The organism is Trichococcus sp. (assembly GCF_049589555.1).
Taxonomy (GTDB): domain Bacteria; phylum Bacillota; class Bacilli; order Lactobacillales; family Aerococcaceae; genus Trichococcus.
This window is the reverse complement of record NZ_JBAWAZ010000152.1, coordinates 1-18,913: the sequence shown is the minus strand read 5'-3', so window position 1 is coordinate 18,913 and position 18,913 is coordinate 1. Positions and strand designations below refer to the sequence as shown.

Genomic DNA, 18,913 nt, shown 5'->3' with positions numbered 1-18,913 from the left:
ATAATAGGATTTCTGCTATAAAATAACTTTGTTGATAACTTATTAACCTGATATTATTCATGACAGCTTTGGCGCTTCCGAATGCCTGTGGACATCCTGTGTATAAGTCGGTTTGATTTCGCTGATTTCTTCATTCCCGTTTGAACATTTGTTTGATTAGTGTATTTATGAAATAATGTCCTTTATTTTGGATGAATTTACTATTATTTTAATGAAAATTGCCGGATTTTGAATAGGTTACCCATATATCCAGCAATTAGTCATTCCTGCTCGTTTGCAAATGCTCTACAGAAGTCAGTTGATCATAATGAAATCCTTCTGTGGATAAAGATCAGGAAATAGTTTTCCACATCCTATTTTTGAATGTACAATAAGTCCCGGAATCCTTGTCATATATCCTTTTGTGGATAACGGAAAAACAAAAATATAATCAGCCTGTGTACAACCTACGTCATTCCAGTGAAATCAACTACGTCGATGAAATCATCTCATCAATATAGTATGCAAAAGAGGGTCAATTGCTCTTCCAGCACCTAACTTTAATTTTGATTCATCGCAATTTGCCCAATCATTATACGGGGATGAAGCTGGTGAAGCGAGATGATTCACCCCACCAAACACCAAAAAACGGTAAACGCCCTAAGCCTAAATTTGCAGGAAGGGCGACGTCATCCGTCGTAAATCGATGGGTGGCAAGCTAGTGACTTTGGTCATGTGTCGTTGATGAATAACTTTATATTATCCATCATTTCAATTCAGCTGCACCTAGGAATATAGAGCTCGAACGAAAACCCCGACTGTAAAGATGACCTATTTTGAATGGTGCCGTTCTGTTTTTATCTTTTGATGTGTATCCGCCATTACAATAGCTTTACGTGTTTATTTCTCAAGTCGGGACCTGATCATCTGCATCTATTACTAATTTCGATGGTTATAAATGCAATACCGGTAACTTTTTACGCACTGACGTTTGAAGAATCATGATGCTAAGTCCTTAGTTTATCTGCAAAATATATAATTGAACGAGTCTGATTTCGTGAGGTATCACTATCTGTTTTATGGCCCTTAAGATAAAAGGGGAGGTATGTCGCTGATATATGTTGTCCGGTATCGGGTAATCACAGGACGGTGATAGAAGGGAAGGTCTTACTTTTTGCTGGATTGGACACTGGAGGCATTCCCAAACAACTCAGTTCTTACTGCTTTCAGAAATGTTTTATTTATGAATCAGCTTACACGTCAGGCAATGGCATAGATCCGCAGGTGATCCTTTTTTTGGGAATCTCACTTTCTATTATTGAGAGCAATACCCACTACGGAAAATCTATTGGAGCAATCCAGAAGTTATTGTGCATCAAAAACAAAAACGGCGATAAAATGTTCCACGTGGAACATTTTATCGCCGTTGGTTTTTCTTTTATTGAAATCAGCGAAATTTGAGTCTCTGACCGCACCTGCATTCTTATTTGAAGTATCGCCCTCGTCTATGGGTGGTTCGCTCCCACAGAGTTATTATGGCCCGATCAGAGCATTATAGCGCCTAGCCTTATATCTCTCGATGGAGAATACCCAGCCCGTGCACCTGTGCTTATGGAAAAAATATTTTAGAATCTTTCTGCTAGCATGAAGAGTAGGTTAGGGCATTTAAATTGAGTATCCATGTATTGAGGGATGGATAGAATTATCGGAATAATCCTCTCAGAACGATGCAGCGAGCAGTTTGCTTCACCCGAGCATACGATTGTTCGACAGAAACGGATAGGTCGCTTCAAAAAAAATTGGTACCCGGAAGAGGTGAGAGGGGCGTTCTCATGATTCCGGCGCAACGCGAGTCCCTGTTCAGCTCCTGTTTTTGGGTACAAAAAAAGGAGCGCTCCTGGAAGCGACTCCCTTAATATTATTCTGCTAATGTAAATGGCATAAGAGCCATGATACGAGAACGTTTGATAGATACAGTCAAAGTTCTTTGATGTTTAGCGCATGTACCTGTTACACGACGAGGTAAAATTTTACCTTTTTCAGATATATAACGTTTCAATAAATCAGTCTCTTTGTAATCTACATGATCAATGTGGTTAGCACAGAAATAACAAACTTTTTTACGTTTGCGTCCGCCTCTGCTGTTACGTTGAAATGCCATGTCAATTCCTCCTTTTCCTAAACTAACCATTCTGTCCTAAAGACTAGAATGGTAAATCATCATCTGAAATGTCAATTGATTCTCCGTTTGATGAAAACGGATCAGCAGTTGAGTTAAAATCAGAAAAACCGTTTTGTTTCGGAGAAGAGTATTGATTATTATACTGTCCTTGGTTTTGGTTAGATTCAAAAGACTTGCTTGATCCGAAGTTTGCACTCGGAGCTGCTTGATTTGAAGAACCTGCGCCAGTTTCTCTCGGTCTTTGATCGGTAGTTGTTTTCGATTCCAACAATGTGAAATTATCTGCAACGACTTCAGTCACGTATACGCGCTGTCCTTGTTGATTATCATAATTCCTTGTTTGGATTCTGCCAGTGATACCGACTAAAGAGCCTTTACGAGTGAAATTCGCGAAATTCTCTGCAGATTTTCTCCAAATGACACAATTGATGAAGTCAGCTTCTCTTTCTCCTGCTTGGTTAGTAAACTGTCTGTTTACCGCAAGAGCGAAGGTTCCGACCGCTGTGCCGCTGGATGTATAGCGTAAATCAACATCTTTTGTAAGTCTGCCGACTAAGACAACATTATTAATCATTCATCTTACTCCTTTCAAAATGTTTCACGTGGAACACTTTACTTAGTTTCTTCTTTAACAACGATGTGGCGAATGATATCGCTATTGATCTTTGCTAGACGGTCGAATTCGTCGATTGCTTTAGCGTCTGAAGCAGAAATTTTCACGATATGGTAGATACCTTCACGAAAATCTTTGATTTCATAAGCTAAACGGCGTTTCGCCCAGTCTTTTGATTCAATAACTTCAGCGCCATTATCTGTTAAAATAGAATCGAAACGTGCGATTAATTCTGCTTTAGCTTCTTCTTCGATGTTAGGACGGATAATGTAGTTGATTTCGTAATTGCTCATTTGACTGTCACCTCCTTGTGGACTTTGGCCCTTACTTTTGTAAGAGCAAGGAGAGTACCTTTTCAGGATTACTCACATCTAAAGATTGTACCATATTTCATTTTTTATGGCAAGCCTTTTTTTCAGCCTCATTCAAAGAGGGCCAAAAAAATGGAGGAAACTGTCCTGGGACGGTTTCCTCCGTTTTTGCGCTATTAGCTTTAGTATCGAAGTTTTATTCTTCCGAATCTTCTTCATCCAACAGTTCATCTGCGAAATCGCTCAATTTATCGGCTATTTCGGATGTTTCCGCTGTATCTGGTGTATTTGCCTGTTCGGTAGCATCAGCTGCTTCTAAGGCGCTGTTTTCGCCTTCTGAGCCTACTTCTTCATTCAGAGGTGCCACAACTTCTTCATCCTCTTCGCGCTCAACTTTTGCCATTGTCGATACAATGGCTTCGCCATCAAGCTTGATCAAACGTACGCCCAGAGTGGCACGGCCAGTTTGGGAAATGGCATCCGCGTGGAAACGGATCATGACGCCTTTGTCCGTGATGATCATGATGTCTTCATCGCCGGAGACAGTCGTCAACCCTACCAATTTACCGTTTTTCTCAGTGATGTTGGCTGTTTTGACCCCTTTGCCGCCGCGTCCTTTGATGGCATATTCATCGGCTGCCGTACGTTTGCCGTAACCATTTTCCGTGATGATCAGAACTTCCGACTCATGTTTCAGCACATCCATGCCGACAACATAGTCGTTTTCTCTCAGTTTCACGCCGCGGACACCGGTAGCAGTTCTGCCCATATCACGGACGTCCTTTTCATCAAAGCTTACGGAGTAGCCGAAGTGCGTTCCGATGATGATGTTCTGGTTGCCGTCAGTCAAGGATACTTTGATCAACTCATCCTCATCCTTCAGGTTGATTGCGCGCAGACCGCTTTGACGGATATTTTGGAATTCAGTGGCGGATGTCCGTTTGACGGTACCCATCCGTGTCGTGAAGAACAAGTAATCCCCGTCTTGCGGGCCACCTTTGACATTGATGATGGCTTGGATTTTCTCGTTGGCATCCAAGTTCAGCAAGTTGATGATCGGCAAACCTTTTGCCTGGCGGCCGTATTCAGGCACTTCATAGCCTTTTGTTTTGTATACTTTTCCTTGGTTCGAGAAGTACAGCAACACATCGTGCGTCGATGCCGAAATCAGCGTTTCGATGAAATCATCATCATGGATGCCCATGCCTTGGACACCGCGTCCGCCGCGTTTTTGGGCCCTGAATTCGCTGTTCGGCAAACGTTTGATGTAGCCGTTATGGGTCAAAGTCAGGACGATGTCTTCCTCTTCGATCAAGTCTTCATCCTCAAGCGACAATACTTCTCCGACCAAAAGTTCCGTACGGCGTTTGTCGCCGAATTTTTCTTGGATTTCAAGTAATTCCGTATAGATGATGTCGAAGACACGCTTTTCATTCGCTAAAATATCAGCCAGATCAGCAATCAAAGCCATCAGCGCATCATACTCTGCTTCAACTTTTTCTCTTTCCAAACCGGTCAGACGCACCAAACGCATATCCAAAATGGCTTGCGCTTGTTTGTCGGAAAGACCGTATTTGTCGATGAAAATTTGTTTGGCCGCATCGCCATTGGTTGAACCGCGCAGAATCGCTACGATTTCATCGATGTGATCCAAAGCGATCCGCAAACCGGCCAAGATATGCGCACGGGCTTCCGCTTTTCGTTTATCGAAGGCGGCTCTTCTGCGGATGACTTCTTCTTGGTGTTCCAGGTAATGGACCAGAATCTGCTTGAGTCCCAGCACTTTAGGGATGCCTTTTACGATCGCCAACATATTGAAGCCGAAAGATGATTGAAGCGGCGTCAATTTATAGAGATTATTCAGAATGACGCCGGCACTGACATCCTTGCGGACATCGATGACAACACGCATGCCGTCGCGGTCGGATTCATCCGCCAAGTCGGTTATGCCTTCGATCCGTTTATCGCGGGCCAGTTCAGCAATCCGTTCGACCAATTTCGCTTTATTGACCATGTAAGGCAATTCCGAAATGATGATGCGTTCTTTGCCGTTTTTCAGGATTTCGACCTCTACACGTCCGCGGACAATGATTGAGCCTTTGCCCGTTTCATAGGCTTTTCTGATGCCTGATTTGCCCATGACGATACCGCCTGTAGGGAAATCGGGGCCAGGAACGGCCTCCATCAATTCGGCAGTCGTCGCATCCGGATCATTCATCAGGATATGCAGGGCGGAAATGACTTCCGTCAGGTTGTGCGGTGGGATATTTGTCGCCATCCCAACAGCGATACCGGAAGCTCCATTCACCAGCAGGTTAGGGAAGCGGGCCGGCAATACATCGGGTTCACTTTCGGAACCGTCATAGTTATCGTGGTAATCGACGGTATCCTTGTTGAGGTCACGCAGCATCTCCAAGGCGATTTTTGACATCCGCGCTTCGGTGTAACGCATCGCTGCGGCGCTGTCTCCATCGATGGAGCCGAAGTTTCCGTGTCCATCGACCAACGGATAACGGTAACTGAAATCCTGGGACATACGCACCATGGATTCATAGATGGCACTGTCACCGTGGGGATGGTACTTACCCATTACGTCCCCGACGATACGTGCGGATTTTTTGTGTGCTTTATCAGGCGTAACGCCCAATTCGCTCATACCGTACAGAATACGGCGATGGACCGGCTTGAGTCCGTCACGGACGTCAGGCAAAGCCCTGGCTACGATAACGCTCATGGCATATTCCAGGAATGAAGTTTCCATTTCATGGCTTAATTCCCTTTGTTCCATGGCTTGATCATTTATTTTTTCAATTTCATCAGACATTTAATTTCCAACCCCCTTTTAGATATCCAAGTTCTTCACGTAAACCGCATTTTCTTCGATGAAGTTCCTTCTTGGTTCTACATGATCCCCCATAAGCATGTTCAATGTTTCGTCGGCTTTGACGGCATCATCGACAGTCACTTGCAGGAAGTGACGGTTCTCAGGGTTCATGGTCGTATCCCATAATTGTTCTGCATCCATTTCTCCAAGTCCTTTATAGCGTTGGATGCTTGGTTTTGGTGATTCAGGGATGGATGCCAAGTACTCTTCCAGCTCTTGATCGGAATCGAGATACTTCTCTTTTTTGCCTTGCTTCACTTGATACAAAGGCGGTTGTGCGATATACACATATCCGGCTTCGACTAAAGGACGCATGTAGCGATAGAAAAGGGTCAGCAGCAACGTACGGATATGCGCGCCATCGACATCGGCATCGGTCATGATGACCAATTTATGATAACGGGCTTTGGCAACATCGAAGTCTCCGCCGAAGCCGGTACCCATCGCCGTAAACAGCGAACGGATCTCTTCGTTGGCAAGGATTTTGTCGATGGATGCTTTTTCTACGTTCAGGATCTTCCCGCGGATCGGCAGGATTGCCTGGAAGAAACGGGAGCGGCCTTGTTTTGCCGAACCTCCGGCTGAATCCCCTTCGACGATGAACAGTTCTGATTCCACTGGATTTTTGCTTGAACAATCAGCCAGTTTACCCGGCAGGTTGCTGATTTCCAATCCGCTCTTCTTGCGGGTCACTTCACGGGCTCTTTTGGCTGCTAAACGCGCACGGGCAGCCAACATGCCTTTTTCGACAATCTGACGGGCGACTTGCGGGTTTTCCATCAGGAATTTATCGAAGTACGTTGAAAAGAGTCGATCGGTGATGGTACGCGCTTCGGAATTACCCAATTTTGTCTTGGTTTGTCCTTCGAACTGCGGATCAGGATGTTTGATGGAGAGGACTAGGGTAAGGCCTTCACGTACATCTTCCCCGCTCAGGTTCTCTTCATTTTCCTTGATGATCTTATTGCGTTTCGCATAGTCATTGATGACACGGGTCAAAGCGGTCTTTGCACCGGATTCGTGGGTTCCGCCTTCATAGGTATGGATATTATTGGCGAAACTCAGAAAGTTTGTATGATAGCCATCCGTATATTGTATGCCAACTTCAACTTGGATATCGTCCTGTTCGCCTTCGATGTAAATCGGCTCTTCGAAAAGGACTTTTTTGTTGCGGTTCAGAAACTCGACGTAACTCTTGATTCCGCCTTCGTAATAATAGTCTTGTTCCACAGGTTCTTCTGGACGTCTGTCCGTGATGGAAATGTTCAATCCTTTGTTCAAGAAAGCCAATTCCCTGACACGTACGGCCAGTTTTTCAAACTCAAAGACAGTCGTTTCCTTGAAAATTTCCGGATCGGGCAGGAAACGGACCTCCGTACCATGCTTATCGGTATCTCCCGTGATGGTCAAATCGGATGTGATGTCCCCGCGTACGAACGTTTGCGTATAAATTTTATTGTCTTTATAGACGTTTACGGTCAATTCAGAAGACAAGGCATTCACGACGGACGCGCCAACACCATGGAGACCGCCTGAAACTTTGTAGCCTCCACCGCCGAATTTTCCGCCTGCATGAAGAACGGTGAAGACCGTTTCTACAGCGGGGCGGCCAGTCGTCGCTTGGATATCGACTGGAATACCACGGCCATTATCGGTTACGGTTATGCTATTGTCTTTTTCGATTATTATTTCAATTTTCGTCGCAAAGCCGGCCAGCGCTTCATCGATGGAATTATCCACGATTTCCCAGACCAAATGGTGCAGACCTGCGCCACTGGTGGAGCCGATGTACATCCCAGGACGTTTGCGGACTGCTTCCAGTCCTTCCAGGACCTGGATCTGACTGGCATCATATTCTTTTGCTCGTTCCGCTTTGTTCATTTCGTTTTCTGCCATTCTGTTACACACCTTCCATTTCTACTTCACCGTTTTTTATATGGTAGATAGTCGGTTCGTCTATCTTATTCTTTTTTATGCCATCCAAACTGGTTGTCGTCAAAAAGGTCTGGACCTTTTTCTCGATCGCTTTCAGCAGATGGGTCTGGCGTTCATCATCCAATTCTGACAGGACATCATCCAACAACAGGATCGGATACTCCCCCAGGACCTCATTCATGCATTCGATCTCCGCCAATTTGAGACTGAGGACAGTCGTTCTTTGCTGCCCTTGCGAGCCGTAGTTTTGGACATTACGCCCGTTCACCTGAAAAATCAGGTCATCGCGGTGCGGACCGAAAAGGGTGACCGCCTGATCTCTTTCCCGGCTTTTCCCTTGGCGGAACGCTTCCATCAGTTTCAAAAAAAGAGCGTCTTTATCCATCTCGTCAGACAACTCGATGTTGGATTTGTAGGCGATCGTCAATTCTTCCCGCTCCAAAGAAATCTCTTTGTGCAGCGGTTGGGCCCAAGCTTCCAATTTTTTGATGAACTGCAGACGGTAGACCAACAGATCGGCACCCAAAATGGCCAATTGCTCAGTCAGCACATCCAAATAGACTTCATCCTTGGCTTTGCCGGTCACCAACTGCTTCAGATAAAGATTCCGTTGCTTCAGTATCCGCTGATATTGCACAAGATCATGCAGATAGACCGGGTTCATCTGGCCCAGCTCCATATCCAGGAATTTTCTCCGGTTGGCGGGTGCGCCCTTCACTAAATTCAGGTCTTCCGGGGCGAACAGCACGACGTTCAGTTGGCCGATGTATTGGCTCAGTTTTTTTTGTTCCAGGTGATTGACTTTGGCAATCTTGCCTTTTTTGGAAAAAATGATTTCCAAAGGGAAGGTAGAAACCCTTTTTTGGATTTTGCCGGTTATCTTGGCGGAATCTTCTTGCCAACGAATCATCTCTTTTTCGTTTGACGTGCGCGGACTCCTTGCCAAAGCCAATGCATAGATTGCTTCCATGAGATTGGTTTTGCCTTGCGCATTCTCACCCAAAAACACATTGATGCCATCTGAAAAGGACACGGAAAGAGACGGATAATTCCGAAAATTTTGCAGCGTCACTTCTTTCAGGATCATGCTTCGGACTCACTGTTGTCTTGCTCAGCCTCTTCTTTATCCGATTTTGTTGACTGGATGAAGAAAGTGCCTTCACCAGGGATGTCGATCATCGTACCGGGAAACAATTTGCGGCCTCTGCGGTCTTCTTTTTCGTTATCTACGTACACCACATATTCTGAAAGGAACCATTTGGCCATTCCGCCGCTGGAAATCAGATTGACATGTTTCAGTAGTTGACCAAGAGTAATGAACTCTGCATCAATATTCACAATATTTTTCAAGAAATTCACCTATTTTCCAATAAAATAAGCGTGGAAAATAAAATCCACGCAACAACGCTCATTAATATGTTCATTATACTATTTTTTTTGATCAATTTCAAATTTTCGTGAAAAAAAAGGCCCTTATTTCGATTTTTTTCGAAAACAATACAAATTAGCTATATCCAAACGAAAGCGTCTATAGGCTTATAAATTAAAAATTCGCGTTTTTCGGTCATTTTATCTTTAGCCGAACAAATGCAGCATATGCAGACTTTCTTCCTATGGGAAAAACGGCTGGTCCATGCGTTTTCATTTTTAGATAAGCAAAAAGCAAGAAAACGATCGGATCGTCTCCTTGCTTTTTGGATTTTACCAATCGAATCAATAAGTTCTTACAGGCGTGATCAATTGGATGAACGAATTATCGTTATCGTCTTCACGATCTGCCGGCACAACCGTGAATGGGCGTACAGCCGAAGTGAAATTGACTTGGACATCCTGTTGGCCGAATGTGCGCAGCGCATCCTTCATGTAATCGGGATTGAAGGAAATGATCAGCGGATCGCCACTGGCGGACTCATAAGCCAAGGATTCTTCCACATTGCCGACTTCAGGAGAGTTTCCTGATAACTCGACTTTGTTTGCGTCGATGGACAATTTGACGACGTTGTTTTTTCCTTCATGCGAAAGCAGGGAGGCACGGTCGGTAGCCTGCAGCAAATCATAGGCATTCAGGACAATCTGCGTGCTGGAGCTGGCCGGAATCAAGCGGTTTGTATCTGGGTAGTAGCCTTCCAGCAAGCGCGAGTAGAAATAAACATTTTCGGCTTTGAAAAGGACTTGGTTCTCCGTGATCATCATTTCGATGGTCGCTTGGTTCTCAACGATCCGTGAGAGTTCCACCAAGCTTTTTCCGGGAATGATGACATTGTAGGTTTTTTCCAGCTGTGATTCCGGAGCTGCGATCGAGATGACGCGCTGGCTTAAACGATGGCTGTCCGTAGCGACAGCTGTCAATTTCCCATCTTGGATGGTCATGTTCACCCCAGTCAAGATCGGACGGCTTTCCTGTGTCGACGTTGCGATTACCGTATGCTGGATCACTTGTTTGAATAAAGCCGTAGGCAAGGTGATGACTTCATTCGAATCGATAACCGGGAAATTCGGATAGTTGTTTACATCGATTCCGTTGATGGTGAAAGATGCTTTTGCAGAAGTGATGTTTGTCTGGAAATGATCTTTGACTTCAATCGTGATTTTTTCATCAGCTAATTTTTTGACGATTTCACTGAAGAAACGAGCCGGCAGGACGATGCCGCCTTGTGTGTGGATTTCGATCTGATTATTCTCTTCCGATACAGGAATCAGCGTTTCGATGGAAATATCCGAGTCGCTTCCGCTCAGTACGATCCCATTTTCATCAGCACTGATTTTTACCCCTGTCAAAATAGGGATTGTCGTTCTGCTGGAAATAGCTCTTTGTACGTCAGATAAGTGTTTGATCAAAACCTGACGATTAATGGAAAATTTCATAATAAGGGACCTCCGATGGTTATTCATATAAATTAAATAATATTAGTAATAGTAGTAGGGCCTGTTCATACTGTGGATAAGTGAAAGAAGCTGACAAAACCAATCGTTTTCCACCTGTGGATAACGTGTTCGTAAATGGCGTCTTAGTTATTGGCTTATCCACAATGCGCGAGAGGATCATTTTTTCAGACTGTTTTGGATCGTCTCGATTTCGCGTTGCAGAACAGGGTCTTTTTTTACGGAAAGGGCAATCTTGTCATGCGCATGAATGACGGTCGTGTGGTCCTTGCCGCCGAATTCGGAACCGATTTTAGGCAAGGAATTGTCCGTCATCACCCGGGAAAGGTACATGGCGATTTGTCTTGGCACCACGATTCCCTTGGTGCGCTTCTTGCCTTTCAATTCCTCGACGGTCACATGGTAATATTTCCCTACCGCTTGCTGGATGGCATAGATGGATAAAGCTTTTGGTTTTTCGGAAGGCATGATGCTCTTCAGGGCGTCCGCTGCCAAACTGGTGGTGATGTCGGTCCCTTGTATCGCTGAATAGGCTTGAACCCGGACAAGGGCGCCTTCCAGTTCCCTGATGTTGGAATCTATCTGCCCTGCGATGTAGCTGAGGGTGTCATCAGGGATTTCCAGGCGCTCGCTGTTGGCTTTTTTGCGCAGAATGGCGATGCGTGTCTCCAGATCGGGCGGTGTGATATCAACCGATAAGCCCCAAGCAAAACGCGAGACGAGCCGTTCCTGCAGTTTCGGGATCTCGTTCGGCAAGCGATCGCTCGTCAGCACGATTTGTTTGCGTTCATCGTAAAGCGCATTGAAAGTATGGAAGAATTCTTCCTGCGTTCCTTCTTTGTCGGCAAAAAATTGGATATCATCGACCATCAATAAGTCGACGCTGCGGTATTCATTGCGGAATTGCTCTTGCGTCCGATTCTGGATGGAATTGATGAAATCATTGGCGAACGTTTCGCTGCTGACGTATTTTACCCGTGCGGTTGGCCGCAGTTGCAGCATTTGATGGCCGATTGCATGCATCAAATGGGTCTTGCCTAGGCCTACTCCTCCATAGAAGAAGAGCGGGTTGTAAATTGTACCTGGTTCCTCCGCCACGACGAGGGCAGCTGCATGAGCCATCTGGTTTCCTTTTCCTATAACAAAGGTGTCAAAGGTATACTTGCTGTTCAGTTGGGCATCCTTGAAGAGACGATTGTTGTTGGTGCGTTTTATGGTCGGTTTTGCAATATCGGGCATTTCCTCGTTCTTGATCATAAAAATGGGAGTCAGTTCTTTGCCGCTGAATTCGTAGATGCCTTCGACAATTCTGCTCATCAAATTATTTTGCCAATAATCTTTATGTAAAGAAGAGGGAACTTCGATGATGATATTCGTATCAGTCAGTCGGACCGGGACTGCGCTGTCTATCCAAGTATCGTAGCTGACTTTGGACAGTGATTCTTGAAATTTTTCTTGCAGATAACGCCATAATGAATAGATGTCATCCAAATGGGACACCTCCTTTTAGTGAGTCCTTTTTATTTTAGCATTATATCAAAAAGTTTTCCACAACTCTTTTCAGCTGTGAATAAAACAATTAACCGGTGTATAAATAGTTGTCCACAGGCTTGGGGAGGGTGTGGACAATCCTTGTTGATGAAGCAGTTGTCCACGGTCAGTTGTGGAATGATGTTTTTCTGGATTGGTGATTGTTACAGCGTTTGGCACACTTTTCCACAGGTTTGATGGGTGGGGTTTCGGGAGAAATGCACACGCTGTAGGAATGTGGATAAATCGGGTCGAAGGTGTGAGCAATCAGGGAGGTTGCAGGAGTTATCCCGTGGCATTGTGCATTAAAAAAAAGGTTGTGGATAATTTTATTTTGATGAGAATCCAATTTTTTTCAAGAAAGGTATTTTATCTTTCAATGTTTTGTGCTATTATATCTCAGTGAGTTCAATAAAATGAACCAATTTTACTTGACAGGTCACATTCTGTCTCTTTATAATGTTAATGGACTGTCTAAACAGTGAAATATAACCTATTTGAAAGATAGTTTATCAGGAGGTGTAAAGATCAATGAAAAGAACATACCAACCTAAAAAACGTCACCGTCAATCTGTTCATGGTTTCCGTAAACGTATGAGCACAAAAAACGGCCGTAGAGTATTAGCAAGAAGACGCGCTAAAGGCAGAAAAGTTATCTCTGCATAGATCACTGACCGTTTCAGTGGTCTTTTTTTTTAAGTATTTCGAAAAATGTAAAAATGTCTTTCTTAAATGGAGAGTATGACAAATGTGTCCAACAGAACCGAAAGCAGAGATGCCTCGGGAGTGAGTTCATATTTGTGATGATAACGGAGAGAGAAATTTTTCTGTTTTTCTCCATTTGGGGGAGATTTTTTTGCATGTTATGATTGCAGATTTGAGGGAAGAACATGAGGAAATCTTTTCGTGTTAAGAAAGAAAAAGAATTTCAGAAAGTATTTCATAATGGTGTGTCAAAAGCGAACCGCCAATTCGTGATCTATGTGCTCGATAAAAAGGAACAACCGCATTTTCGGGTCGGTTTGTCCGTCGGGAAAAAAATCGGCAATGCCGTGGTGCGGAACGCAGTCAAAAGAAAAATCCGCCAGGCACTCACGGAATTGAAGGCAGATTTGGTTCAGGATATTGACTTCATCGTGATCGCGCGCAAACCGGTTGCTGAAATGTCGGCTGCGGAAGTCAAGAAGAGTCTGGTCCATGTCCTTAAGCTTTCCAACCTTTTGAAAAACAAATAAACTATATTATTCCTATTAAGGAGGAGTTCTCTTGTCAAAGCGTAAGCGATTACTTTTTACACTCAGCTTATTTGCTGTTATGATGGTTTTATCAGCGTGTGGAACGGAACCCATCACCTCGGATAGCACCGGTTTTTGGGATCGTTATGTTGTTTTTAATTTCTCCAACATGATCGTGTGGTTGTCCGATCTATTTTTCAGTAATTATGGCCTGGGAATCATTGCCTTCACGATCATCATCCGGGTTATCCTGTTGCCGCTCAATCATTTCCAGACGAAGAGCACGAAAAAAATGTCGGCTGTTCAACCGCAGATAAAAGCGCTGCAGGCAAAATATGCTTCTAAAGACCGGGAAACGCAGGAACATCTGCAGAAGGAAGTTTCCAAGCTGTATGCAGACAACGATGTGAATCCTTATATGGGTTGTTTGCCTGTTTTGGTTCAGATGCCTGTCTTGATGGCGTTGTACCAAGCAATCAGCAGAACTGAAATTTTAAAAAGCGGCAGCTTCCTATGGATGAACTTGGGAGAACGCGATCCATTCTTCATTCTGCCGGTAGTAGCCGCCATCCTGACGTATGCCACAAGCAAACTGACGATGATGTCACAGACGGAAGCGAATCCTGCGACAAAATCGATGACGTACACGATGCCGATCATGATTTTGATGATGGGTATCAACTTCCCGAGCGCCTTGTCATTGTACTGGGTAGCAAGTAATGCCTTCTCAGTCGGACAGACGCTGATGCTGAACAACCCATACAAGGCCATCCGCGAGCGCGAACAAGCGGAAGCAGAAATAAAAGCGCGCGAAAAAGCATTGAAGAAAGCTCAAAATCCTAAAAAGAAAAAGAAAAACTAGTTATACTTTGAAGTAGGAAAGGATGACATTCTATTATGGATAAAGTAATTGCGAAAGATACGACCGTTGATAAAGCGATTCGCAAAGGTCTGGATTTGTTGGGCGTAGATAGCCATGAAGCCGATATCGTCGTAATCTCTGAAGCTAAAAAAGGGATTTTTGGATTCGGACAAAAAGAGGCAGTTGTGGAAATCACGCGCAAAGAGATCAGGGACTTTGATGAAGCAGGAGATATCCAATTAGCTGAAATCGAGGAGACAGTCGAAGATATCGTAGAAGATCTTGAAGAGGATTATCCGGAAACTGCGGAAAAGATATTGGCTGATCGACCTGAAATCGATAGCGTGATTTCTTCCGATGAGGATGAAGAAGCCGAAGAATATGAAGATTATGATGAAGAATCCGGTCGCGATGAAGCGATTGCCGCAGTGACCGAGTATCTTACTTCGGTATCTGAAGCATACGGGGCTCCTGCGATCGTAACGGTCGAAGAGAAGAACAATATGCTGATTTTCCAAATGGAAAGCGAAAAGCCAGGCTTATTGATCGGCAAATTCGGAAAAATCGTCAATGCTCTCCAGATATTGGCGCAAGCGCTGGTGCAACGCTATGTGCGTCGACGCTTGTCCGTAATCGTTAATGTCGGTGACTACCGTGAGCGCAGAGCTGCCGTATTGGAAAGCATCGCCGATCGTACTGCGGAACGCGTCATCAAAACGAAACAGCCCGTTTTCCTTGAGCCGCTGCCTGCTTTTGAAAGAAAACAGATCCATGCGCGTTTGAGCCAGAATAAACGCATCAAAACCCATTCCGAGGGCAAAGAGCCGCATCGTTATTTGGTTGTTGAGATAGCGGAATAAGCGTACATCCAAAAACCTTTACCAGGGATCAGCTCGATTCCCGGTGAAGGTTTTTTTGTCTTGCCGCTTTTCTTGCTGCCTAGCATTCAGCAGAGGTCGCAAATTATGCAAAGATGGATTAGACTAAAGATAATACAAACGGAAACGAGGGGTAATATGGAAGAGTTCAAGGCTTTATGGGCGGAAAATATAGATGCGAAAGTGGAAACGACGGTCAGAACATTCAAGAAAGAGGACTTGCCTGAAGGGGAGGTGCTGATCGAAGTGCATTATTCGAGCGTCAACTACAAGGACGGGCTGGCCGGAACCAATCCGAAAAGCGGGGTCATCCGCAATTATCCCATGATTTTGGGGATCGATCTGAGCGGCGTGGTCATGGAATCGCTCGATCCGGCTTTCGGGGCAGGGGATAAGGTAATCGTGACTGGCTACGGTTTAGGGGTGAATCATTTCGGCGGATTCAGTCAATATGCCCGGGTCCCAGCAGCCTGGGTCGTTCCGTTGCCGGAAGGATTGAGTTTAAGGGAAGCAATGATCATCGGAACGGCCGGTTACACAGCGGCGGAATCAGTGGATGCTTTGGATAAACAAGGCATCCAGCCTCAAACGGGTACTGTTTTGGTGACTGGGGCTTCCGGCGGTGTCGGCGGGATGGCGATCGCTATGTTGAAGCGTCTAGGGTATACGGTCGAAGCTGTGTCCCGCAAAAAAGCGGACTGTATGGATTATCTGAAGGGACTGGGTGCTGAAGCGGTTCTCCATCCTGATGAAGTGGCGCTGGAGAAGAAGCGGCCATTGGCGCAGCAGCGTTGGGCGGCAATCGTCGATCCGGTCGGCGGTCCGATGCTGCCTGATTTGCTGGCGCAGCTGCACTACGGCGGCTGTCTGGCTTTGAGCGGAAATGCCGGCGGAATCGCATTCGAGGCGACCGTACTGCCGTTCATCCTGAGGGGCGTCAAACTTGTTGGGATCGATTCGGTGAACCATCCGTACGCTGAACGCATCAAGCTTTGGGAGCGGATGGCAAGCAATCTGAAGCCGGAAAATCTGGAGTTGCTGGCCGAACAGGAAATCGCATTGGAAGATTTGCCGGCAGCTTTCAGGAAAATCATGGACGGAAAGATGCACGGGCGTACGTTGGTGAAAGTGAAGCAAGGGATATGATCGGCTTGGCATAATCAAGAGAAACGGCAAGGGAATGGGCCATCCGATCCTGTAGCCGTTTTTTTTTTTTTGATTGTGTTGTCCAGCTTGTTAACGCTTTATAAAATGCGGAAAACCGATAACTTGTATATACAAGTAAAAGTGCAGCGAACGGAAAACGTTTGCATTGTAAAATATTTCGAGGTAGAATAGAAATGTCAGGAACATGTATATACAAGTTGAGGAGGAGAAAAAATGGTAGATTTCAACAAAGACGCAAAGGATTTGCTGGAATATATCGGAGGACCCGATAATATTTCTGCAGTCAGTCACTGTGCCACTCGGATGCGTTTCGTTCTGAATGATCCGGCTGCCGCCAACATCAAGAAGATAGAAGACATACCCGCAGTAAAAGGAACCTTCACCCAAGCAGGACAATTTCAGGTCATCATCGGTAATGAAGTGCCACAATTTTATAACGAGTTTGCGAAGGTATCCGGCAAAGAGGGTGTCTCAAAAGATGAGGCAAAAGCAGCAGCCAAGCAGAATCAGAATGTCGTGCAGCGTGCCATGGCTGTTCTGGCGGAAATCTTTACACCGCTGATTCCGGCAATCGTAGTAGGGGGTCTTATCCTCGGGTTCCGCAACGTGCTTGAAGGGATCAATTTCGCCAATGGCACAATCGTTTCCAATTCGCAGTTCTGGACAGGCGTCAATGATTTTCTTTGGCTGATCGGTGAAGCGATTTTCCACTTCTTGCCAGTCGGCATCACTTGGAGCATCACGAAAAAGATGGGCACTACGCAAATTCTGGGTATCGTTCTAGGGATCACATTGGTATCACCGCAATTATTGAATGCCTATGGTGTCGCCGGTGCGGAAGAGATTCCGTTCTGGGATTTCGGTGCCTTCACGATCAACAAAATCGGTTATCAAGCACAAGTCATTCCGGCCATGTTGGCTGGTTTCGTCCTGGCCTACCTGGAGATCTGGCTGCGTAAATGGATTCCGCAGTACATTTCGATGATTGTTGTTCCGTTGTTGTCCTTGGTTCCTACTGTCATCATCGCGCATACGGTGTTGGGTCCTATCGGTTGGACGATCGGGCAATGGGTTTCCGAAGTCGTCTATGCCGGATTGACAGGGGACTTCAGATGGCTGTTCGGTCTGTTCTTCGGTACGCTCTATTCACCGCTCGTCATCACGGGGCTTCACCATATGTCCAATGCCATCGACCTGCAGCTTATCGCCGATTTCGGCGGCACGAACCTGTGGCCGATGATCGCTCTTTCGAATATCGCACAAGGATCGGCAGTTATGGCGATCATCTTCCTGCACAGAGGGAATGAGAAAGAGGAACAAGTTTCCATCCCGGCCGCCATCTCCTGCTACTTGGGCGTAACCGAGCCGGCCATGTTCGGGATCAACATCAAATACATCTATCCGTTCGTTGCAGCGATGATCGGATCCGGGATCGCCGGTTTGGTCGCTACGACCTTCAACGTCATGGCGAACAGTATCGGAGTCGGCGGGATTCCCGGTTTCTTGAGCATCCAGACCGATTCGATGGCGATGTTCATCGTATGTATGGCCATCGCCATCGTCGTGCCGTTCCTGTTGACGATTGTGTTCGAAAAGAAACAACTTTTCGTTCCCAAAGGTGAAGTCGAGGATGCACCGGTTATCCAAACGCAAAAATAAAAAGTGAATTACTGGAGGCAAAAAGCTGTTAGTGAAGCTTTTTGCCTTCAGTCATAGTGAGAAGACAGGGGGCTTTACAATGGAAGACTTTCAAAAAAAAGTGATCTATCAGCTTTATCCAAAATCATTCAAGGACTCCGACGGCAACGGCATCGGTGATATCCAAGGGATCATCAGCAAAGTGCCTTATTTGGCGGAACTGGGCATCGATATGATCTGGATGAATCCGATTTTCGTATCCCCGCAGATGGATAACGGGTATGACATCACTGATTATTATGCCATCGATCCTGTTTTCGGCACGATGGCAGATTTTGAAGAACTGATCCGGAAGCTGAAGCAGCACGGTATCGAAATCATGTTCGACATGGTGTTCAACCATACGTCGACTACGCATGAGTGGTTCCAGAAAGCGTTGGCCGGTGACAAAGCGTACCAGGATTATTACATCATCCGCGATCCGAAAGCAGACGGCAGCCTGCCGACCAATTGGGGTTCGAAATTCGGCGGGGAGGCGTGGGCACCTTTCGGGGATACCGGCAAGTACTATCTGCACCTGTTTGATGTCACGCAGGCGGATCTGAATTGGCGCAATCCGAAAGTGCGCCAGGAACTGCAGAAAGTCGTCAATTTCTGGCTGGAAAAGGGCATCAAAGGCTTCCGATTCGATGTATTGAACCTGATCGGCAAGGATGTCGCGTTGGTGGACAGCCAAGGAAGCAACGAGAAGAGTCTCTACACGGATCGTCCGATCGTCCATGACTATATCCACGAGCTGAATCAGGCATCGTTCGG

Annotated in this window: 17 protein-coding genes; 8 read left to right on the top strand and 9 right to left on the bottom strand. The window is 45.7% G+C overall.

The window, feature by feature from the left end; translation table 11 throughout:
- Positions 1–1,128 precede the first annotated feature (1,128 nt).
- Positions 1,129–1,440, top strand: coding sequence for a hypothetical protein (locus WBV27_RS05995; RefSeq protein ID WP_424200295.1), 312 nt, complete (start codon positions 1,129–1,131; stop codon positions 1,438–1,440).
- Between the two features lie 457 nt (positions 1,441–1,897).
- Here WBV27_RS05995 and rpsR read toward each other — a convergent pair whose 3' ends face one another.
- The 9 genes from rpsR to dnaA form a co-directional block, all read right to left on the bottom strand.
- The gene (gene rpsR / locus WBV27_RS05990) at positions 1,898–2,140 is read right to left on the bottom strand and encodes a 30S ribosomal protein S18 (RefSeq protein ID WP_068562133.1); all 243 of its coding nucleotides are present in this window, start codon (positions 2,138–2,140) and stop codon (positions 1,898–1,900) included.
- A 43-nt stretch (positions 2,141–2,183) separates the two neighbouring features.
- Entirely contained in the window at positions 2,184–2,735 is a 552-nt protein-coding gene (gene ssb, locus WBV27_RS05985) for a single-stranded DNA-binding protein (protein ID WP_424200293.1), read from the bottom strand.
- A 38-nt stretch (positions 2,736–2,773) separates the two neighbouring features.
- Complete coding sequence (gene rpsF / locus WBV27_RS05980) at positions 2,774–3,067, bottom strand: 30S ribosomal protein S6 (RefSeq protein WP_086942855.1); 294 nt, start codon at positions 3,065–3,067, stop codon at positions 2,774–2,776.
- A 214-nt stretch (positions 3,068–3,281) separates the two neighbouring features.
- Positions 3,282–5,873: a DNA gyrase subunit A gene (gyrA, locus tag WBV27_RS05975; protein ID WP_424200297.1), complete on the bottom strand. Its 2,592-nt coding sequence runs from the start codon at positions 5,871–5,873 to the stop codon at positions 3,282–3,284.
- 54 nt (positions 5,874–5,927) lie between these two features.
- Positions 5,928–7,865 (bottom strand): DNA topoisomerase (ATP-hydrolyzing) subunit B, encoded by a 1,938-nt coding sequence (gyrB, locus tag WBV27_RS05970; protein WP_086628717.1) that lies wholly within the window; start codon positions 7,863–7,865, stop codon positions 5,928–5,930.
- A 4-nt stretch (positions 7,866–7,869) separates the two neighbouring features.
- On the bottom strand, positions 7,870–8,991 hold the full coding sequence (gene recF / locus WBV27_RS05965; RefSeq protein WP_086628716.1) for a DNA replication/repair protein RecF: 1,122 nt from the start codon (positions 8,989–8,991) through the stop codon (positions 7,870–7,872).
- Complete coding sequence (gene yaaA, locus WBV27_RS05960) at positions 8,988–9,254, bottom strand: S4 domain-containing protein YaaA (RefSeq protein ID WP_068562139.1); 267 nt, start codon at positions 9,252–9,254, stop codon at positions 8,988–8,990. The genes recF and yaaA overlap by 4 nt, the downstream gene beginning before the upstream one ends.
- 363 nt (positions 9,255–9,617) lie before the next feature.
- Positions 9,618–10,769 carry a DNA polymerase III subunit beta gene (gene dnaN / locus WBV27_RS05955; RefSeq protein ID WP_424200289.1) on the bottom strand — a complete coding sequence of 384 codons (1,152 nt, stop codon included), beginning with the start codon at positions 10,767–10,769 and terminating at the stop codon, positions 9,618–9,620.
- A gap of 177 nt (positions 10,770–10,946) precedes the next feature.
- Complete coding sequence (gene dnaA, locus WBV27_RS05950; RefSeq protein ID WP_068562126.1) at positions 10,947–12,278, bottom strand: chromosomal replication initiator protein DnaA; 1,332 nt, start codon at positions 12,276–12,278, stop codon at positions 10,947–10,949.
- Between the two features lie 570 nt (positions 12,279–12,848).
- Between dnaA and rpmH the strand changes: the two genes are divergently transcribed.
- The 7 genes from rpmH to WBV27_RS05915 form a co-directional block, all read left to right on the top strand.
- On the top strand, positions 12,849–12,983 hold the full coding sequence (gene rpmH / locus WBV27_RS05945; RefSeq protein ID WP_072763781.1) for a 50S ribosomal protein L34: 135 nt from the start codon (positions 12,849–12,851) through the stop codon (positions 12,981–12,983).
- 224 nt (positions 12,984–13,207) lie between these two features.
- On the top strand, positions 13,208–13,552 hold the full coding sequence (gene rnpA / locus WBV27_RS05940; protein ID WP_424200287.1) for a ribonuclease P protein component: 345 nt from the start codon (positions 13,208–13,210) through the stop codon (positions 13,550–13,552).
- Between the two features lie 31 nt (positions 13,553–13,583).
- Positions 13,584–14,414, top strand: a complete 831-nt coding sequence (gene yidC, locus WBV27_RS05935; protein WP_424200285.1) for a membrane protein insertase YidC — start codon at positions 13,584–13,586, stop codon at positions 14,412–14,414.
- 35 nt (positions 14,415–14,449) lie between these two features.
- Positions 14,450–15,274 carry an RNA-binding cell elongation regulator Jag/EloR gene (jag, locus tag WBV27_RS05930; protein WP_424200283.1) on the top strand — a complete coding sequence of 275 codons (825 nt, stop codon included), beginning with the start codon at positions 14,450–14,452 and terminating at the stop codon, positions 15,272–15,274.
- 156 nt (positions 15,275–15,430) lie between these two features.
- Complete coding sequence (locus tag WBV27_RS05925; RefSeq protein ID WP_424200281.1) at positions 15,431–16,438, top strand: oxidoreductase; 1,008 nt, start codon at positions 15,431–15,433, stop codon at positions 16,436–16,438.
- Positions 16,439–16,672: 234 nt separating this feature from the next.
- Positions 16,673–18,118, top strand: a complete 1,446-nt coding sequence (gene treP / locus WBV27_RS05920) for a PTS system trehalose-specific EIIBC component (RefSeq protein WP_424200279.1) — start codon at positions 16,673–16,675, stop codon at positions 18,116–18,118.
- Between the two features lie 79 nt (positions 18,119–18,197).
- Positions 18,198–18,913, top strand: a 716-nt coding sequence (locus WBV27_RS05915) for an alpha-amylase family glycosyl hydrolase (protein ID WP_424200277.1), incomplete at its 3' end; no start/stop codon positions are given.

Coding starts and splice junctions, on each gene's coding strand:
- rpsR (WP_068562133.1), bottom strand. CDS start 2,140: ATGGCATTTCAACGTAACAGCAGAGGCGGACGCAAACGTAAAAAAGTT.
- gyrA (WP_424200297.1), bottom strand. CDS start 5,873: ATGGAACAAAGGGAATTAAGCCATGAAATGGAAACTTCATTCCTGGAA.
- ssb (WP_424200293.1), bottom strand. CDS start 2,735: ATGATTAATAATGTTGTCTTAGTCGGCAGACTTACAAAAGATGTTGAT.
- dnaN (WP_424200289.1), bottom strand. CDS start 10,769: ATGAAATTTTCCATTAATCGTCAGGTTTTGATCAAACACTTATCTGAC.
- rnpA (WP_424200287.1), top strand. CDS start 13,208: ATGAGGAAATCTTTTCGTGTTAAGAAAGAAAAAGAATTTCAGAAAGTA.
- jag (WP_424200283.1), top strand. CDS start 14,450: ATGGATAAAGTAATTGCGAAAGATACGACCGTTGATAAAGCGATTCGC.
- rpmH (WP_072763781.1), top strand. CDS start 12,849: ATGAAAAGAACATACCAACCTAAAAAACGTCACCGTCAATCTGTTCAT.
- rpsF (WP_086942855.1), bottom strand. CDS start 3,067: ATGAGCAATTACGAAATCAACTACATTATCCGTCCTAACATCGAAGAA.
- treP (WP_424200279.1), top strand. CDS start 16,673: ATGGTAGATTTCAACAAAGACGCAAAGGATTTGCTGGAATATATCGGA.
- recF (WP_086628716.1), bottom strand. CDS start 8,991: ATGATCCTGAAAGAAGTGACGCTGCAAAATTTTCGGAATTATCCGTCT.
- gyrB (WP_086628717.1), bottom strand. CDS start 7,865: ATGGCAGAAAACGAAATGAACAAAGCGGAACGAGCAAAAGAATATGAT.
- WBV27_RS05925 (WP_424200281.1), top strand. CDS start 15,431: ATGGAAGAGTTCAAGGCTTTATGGGCGGAAAATATAGATGCGAAAGTG.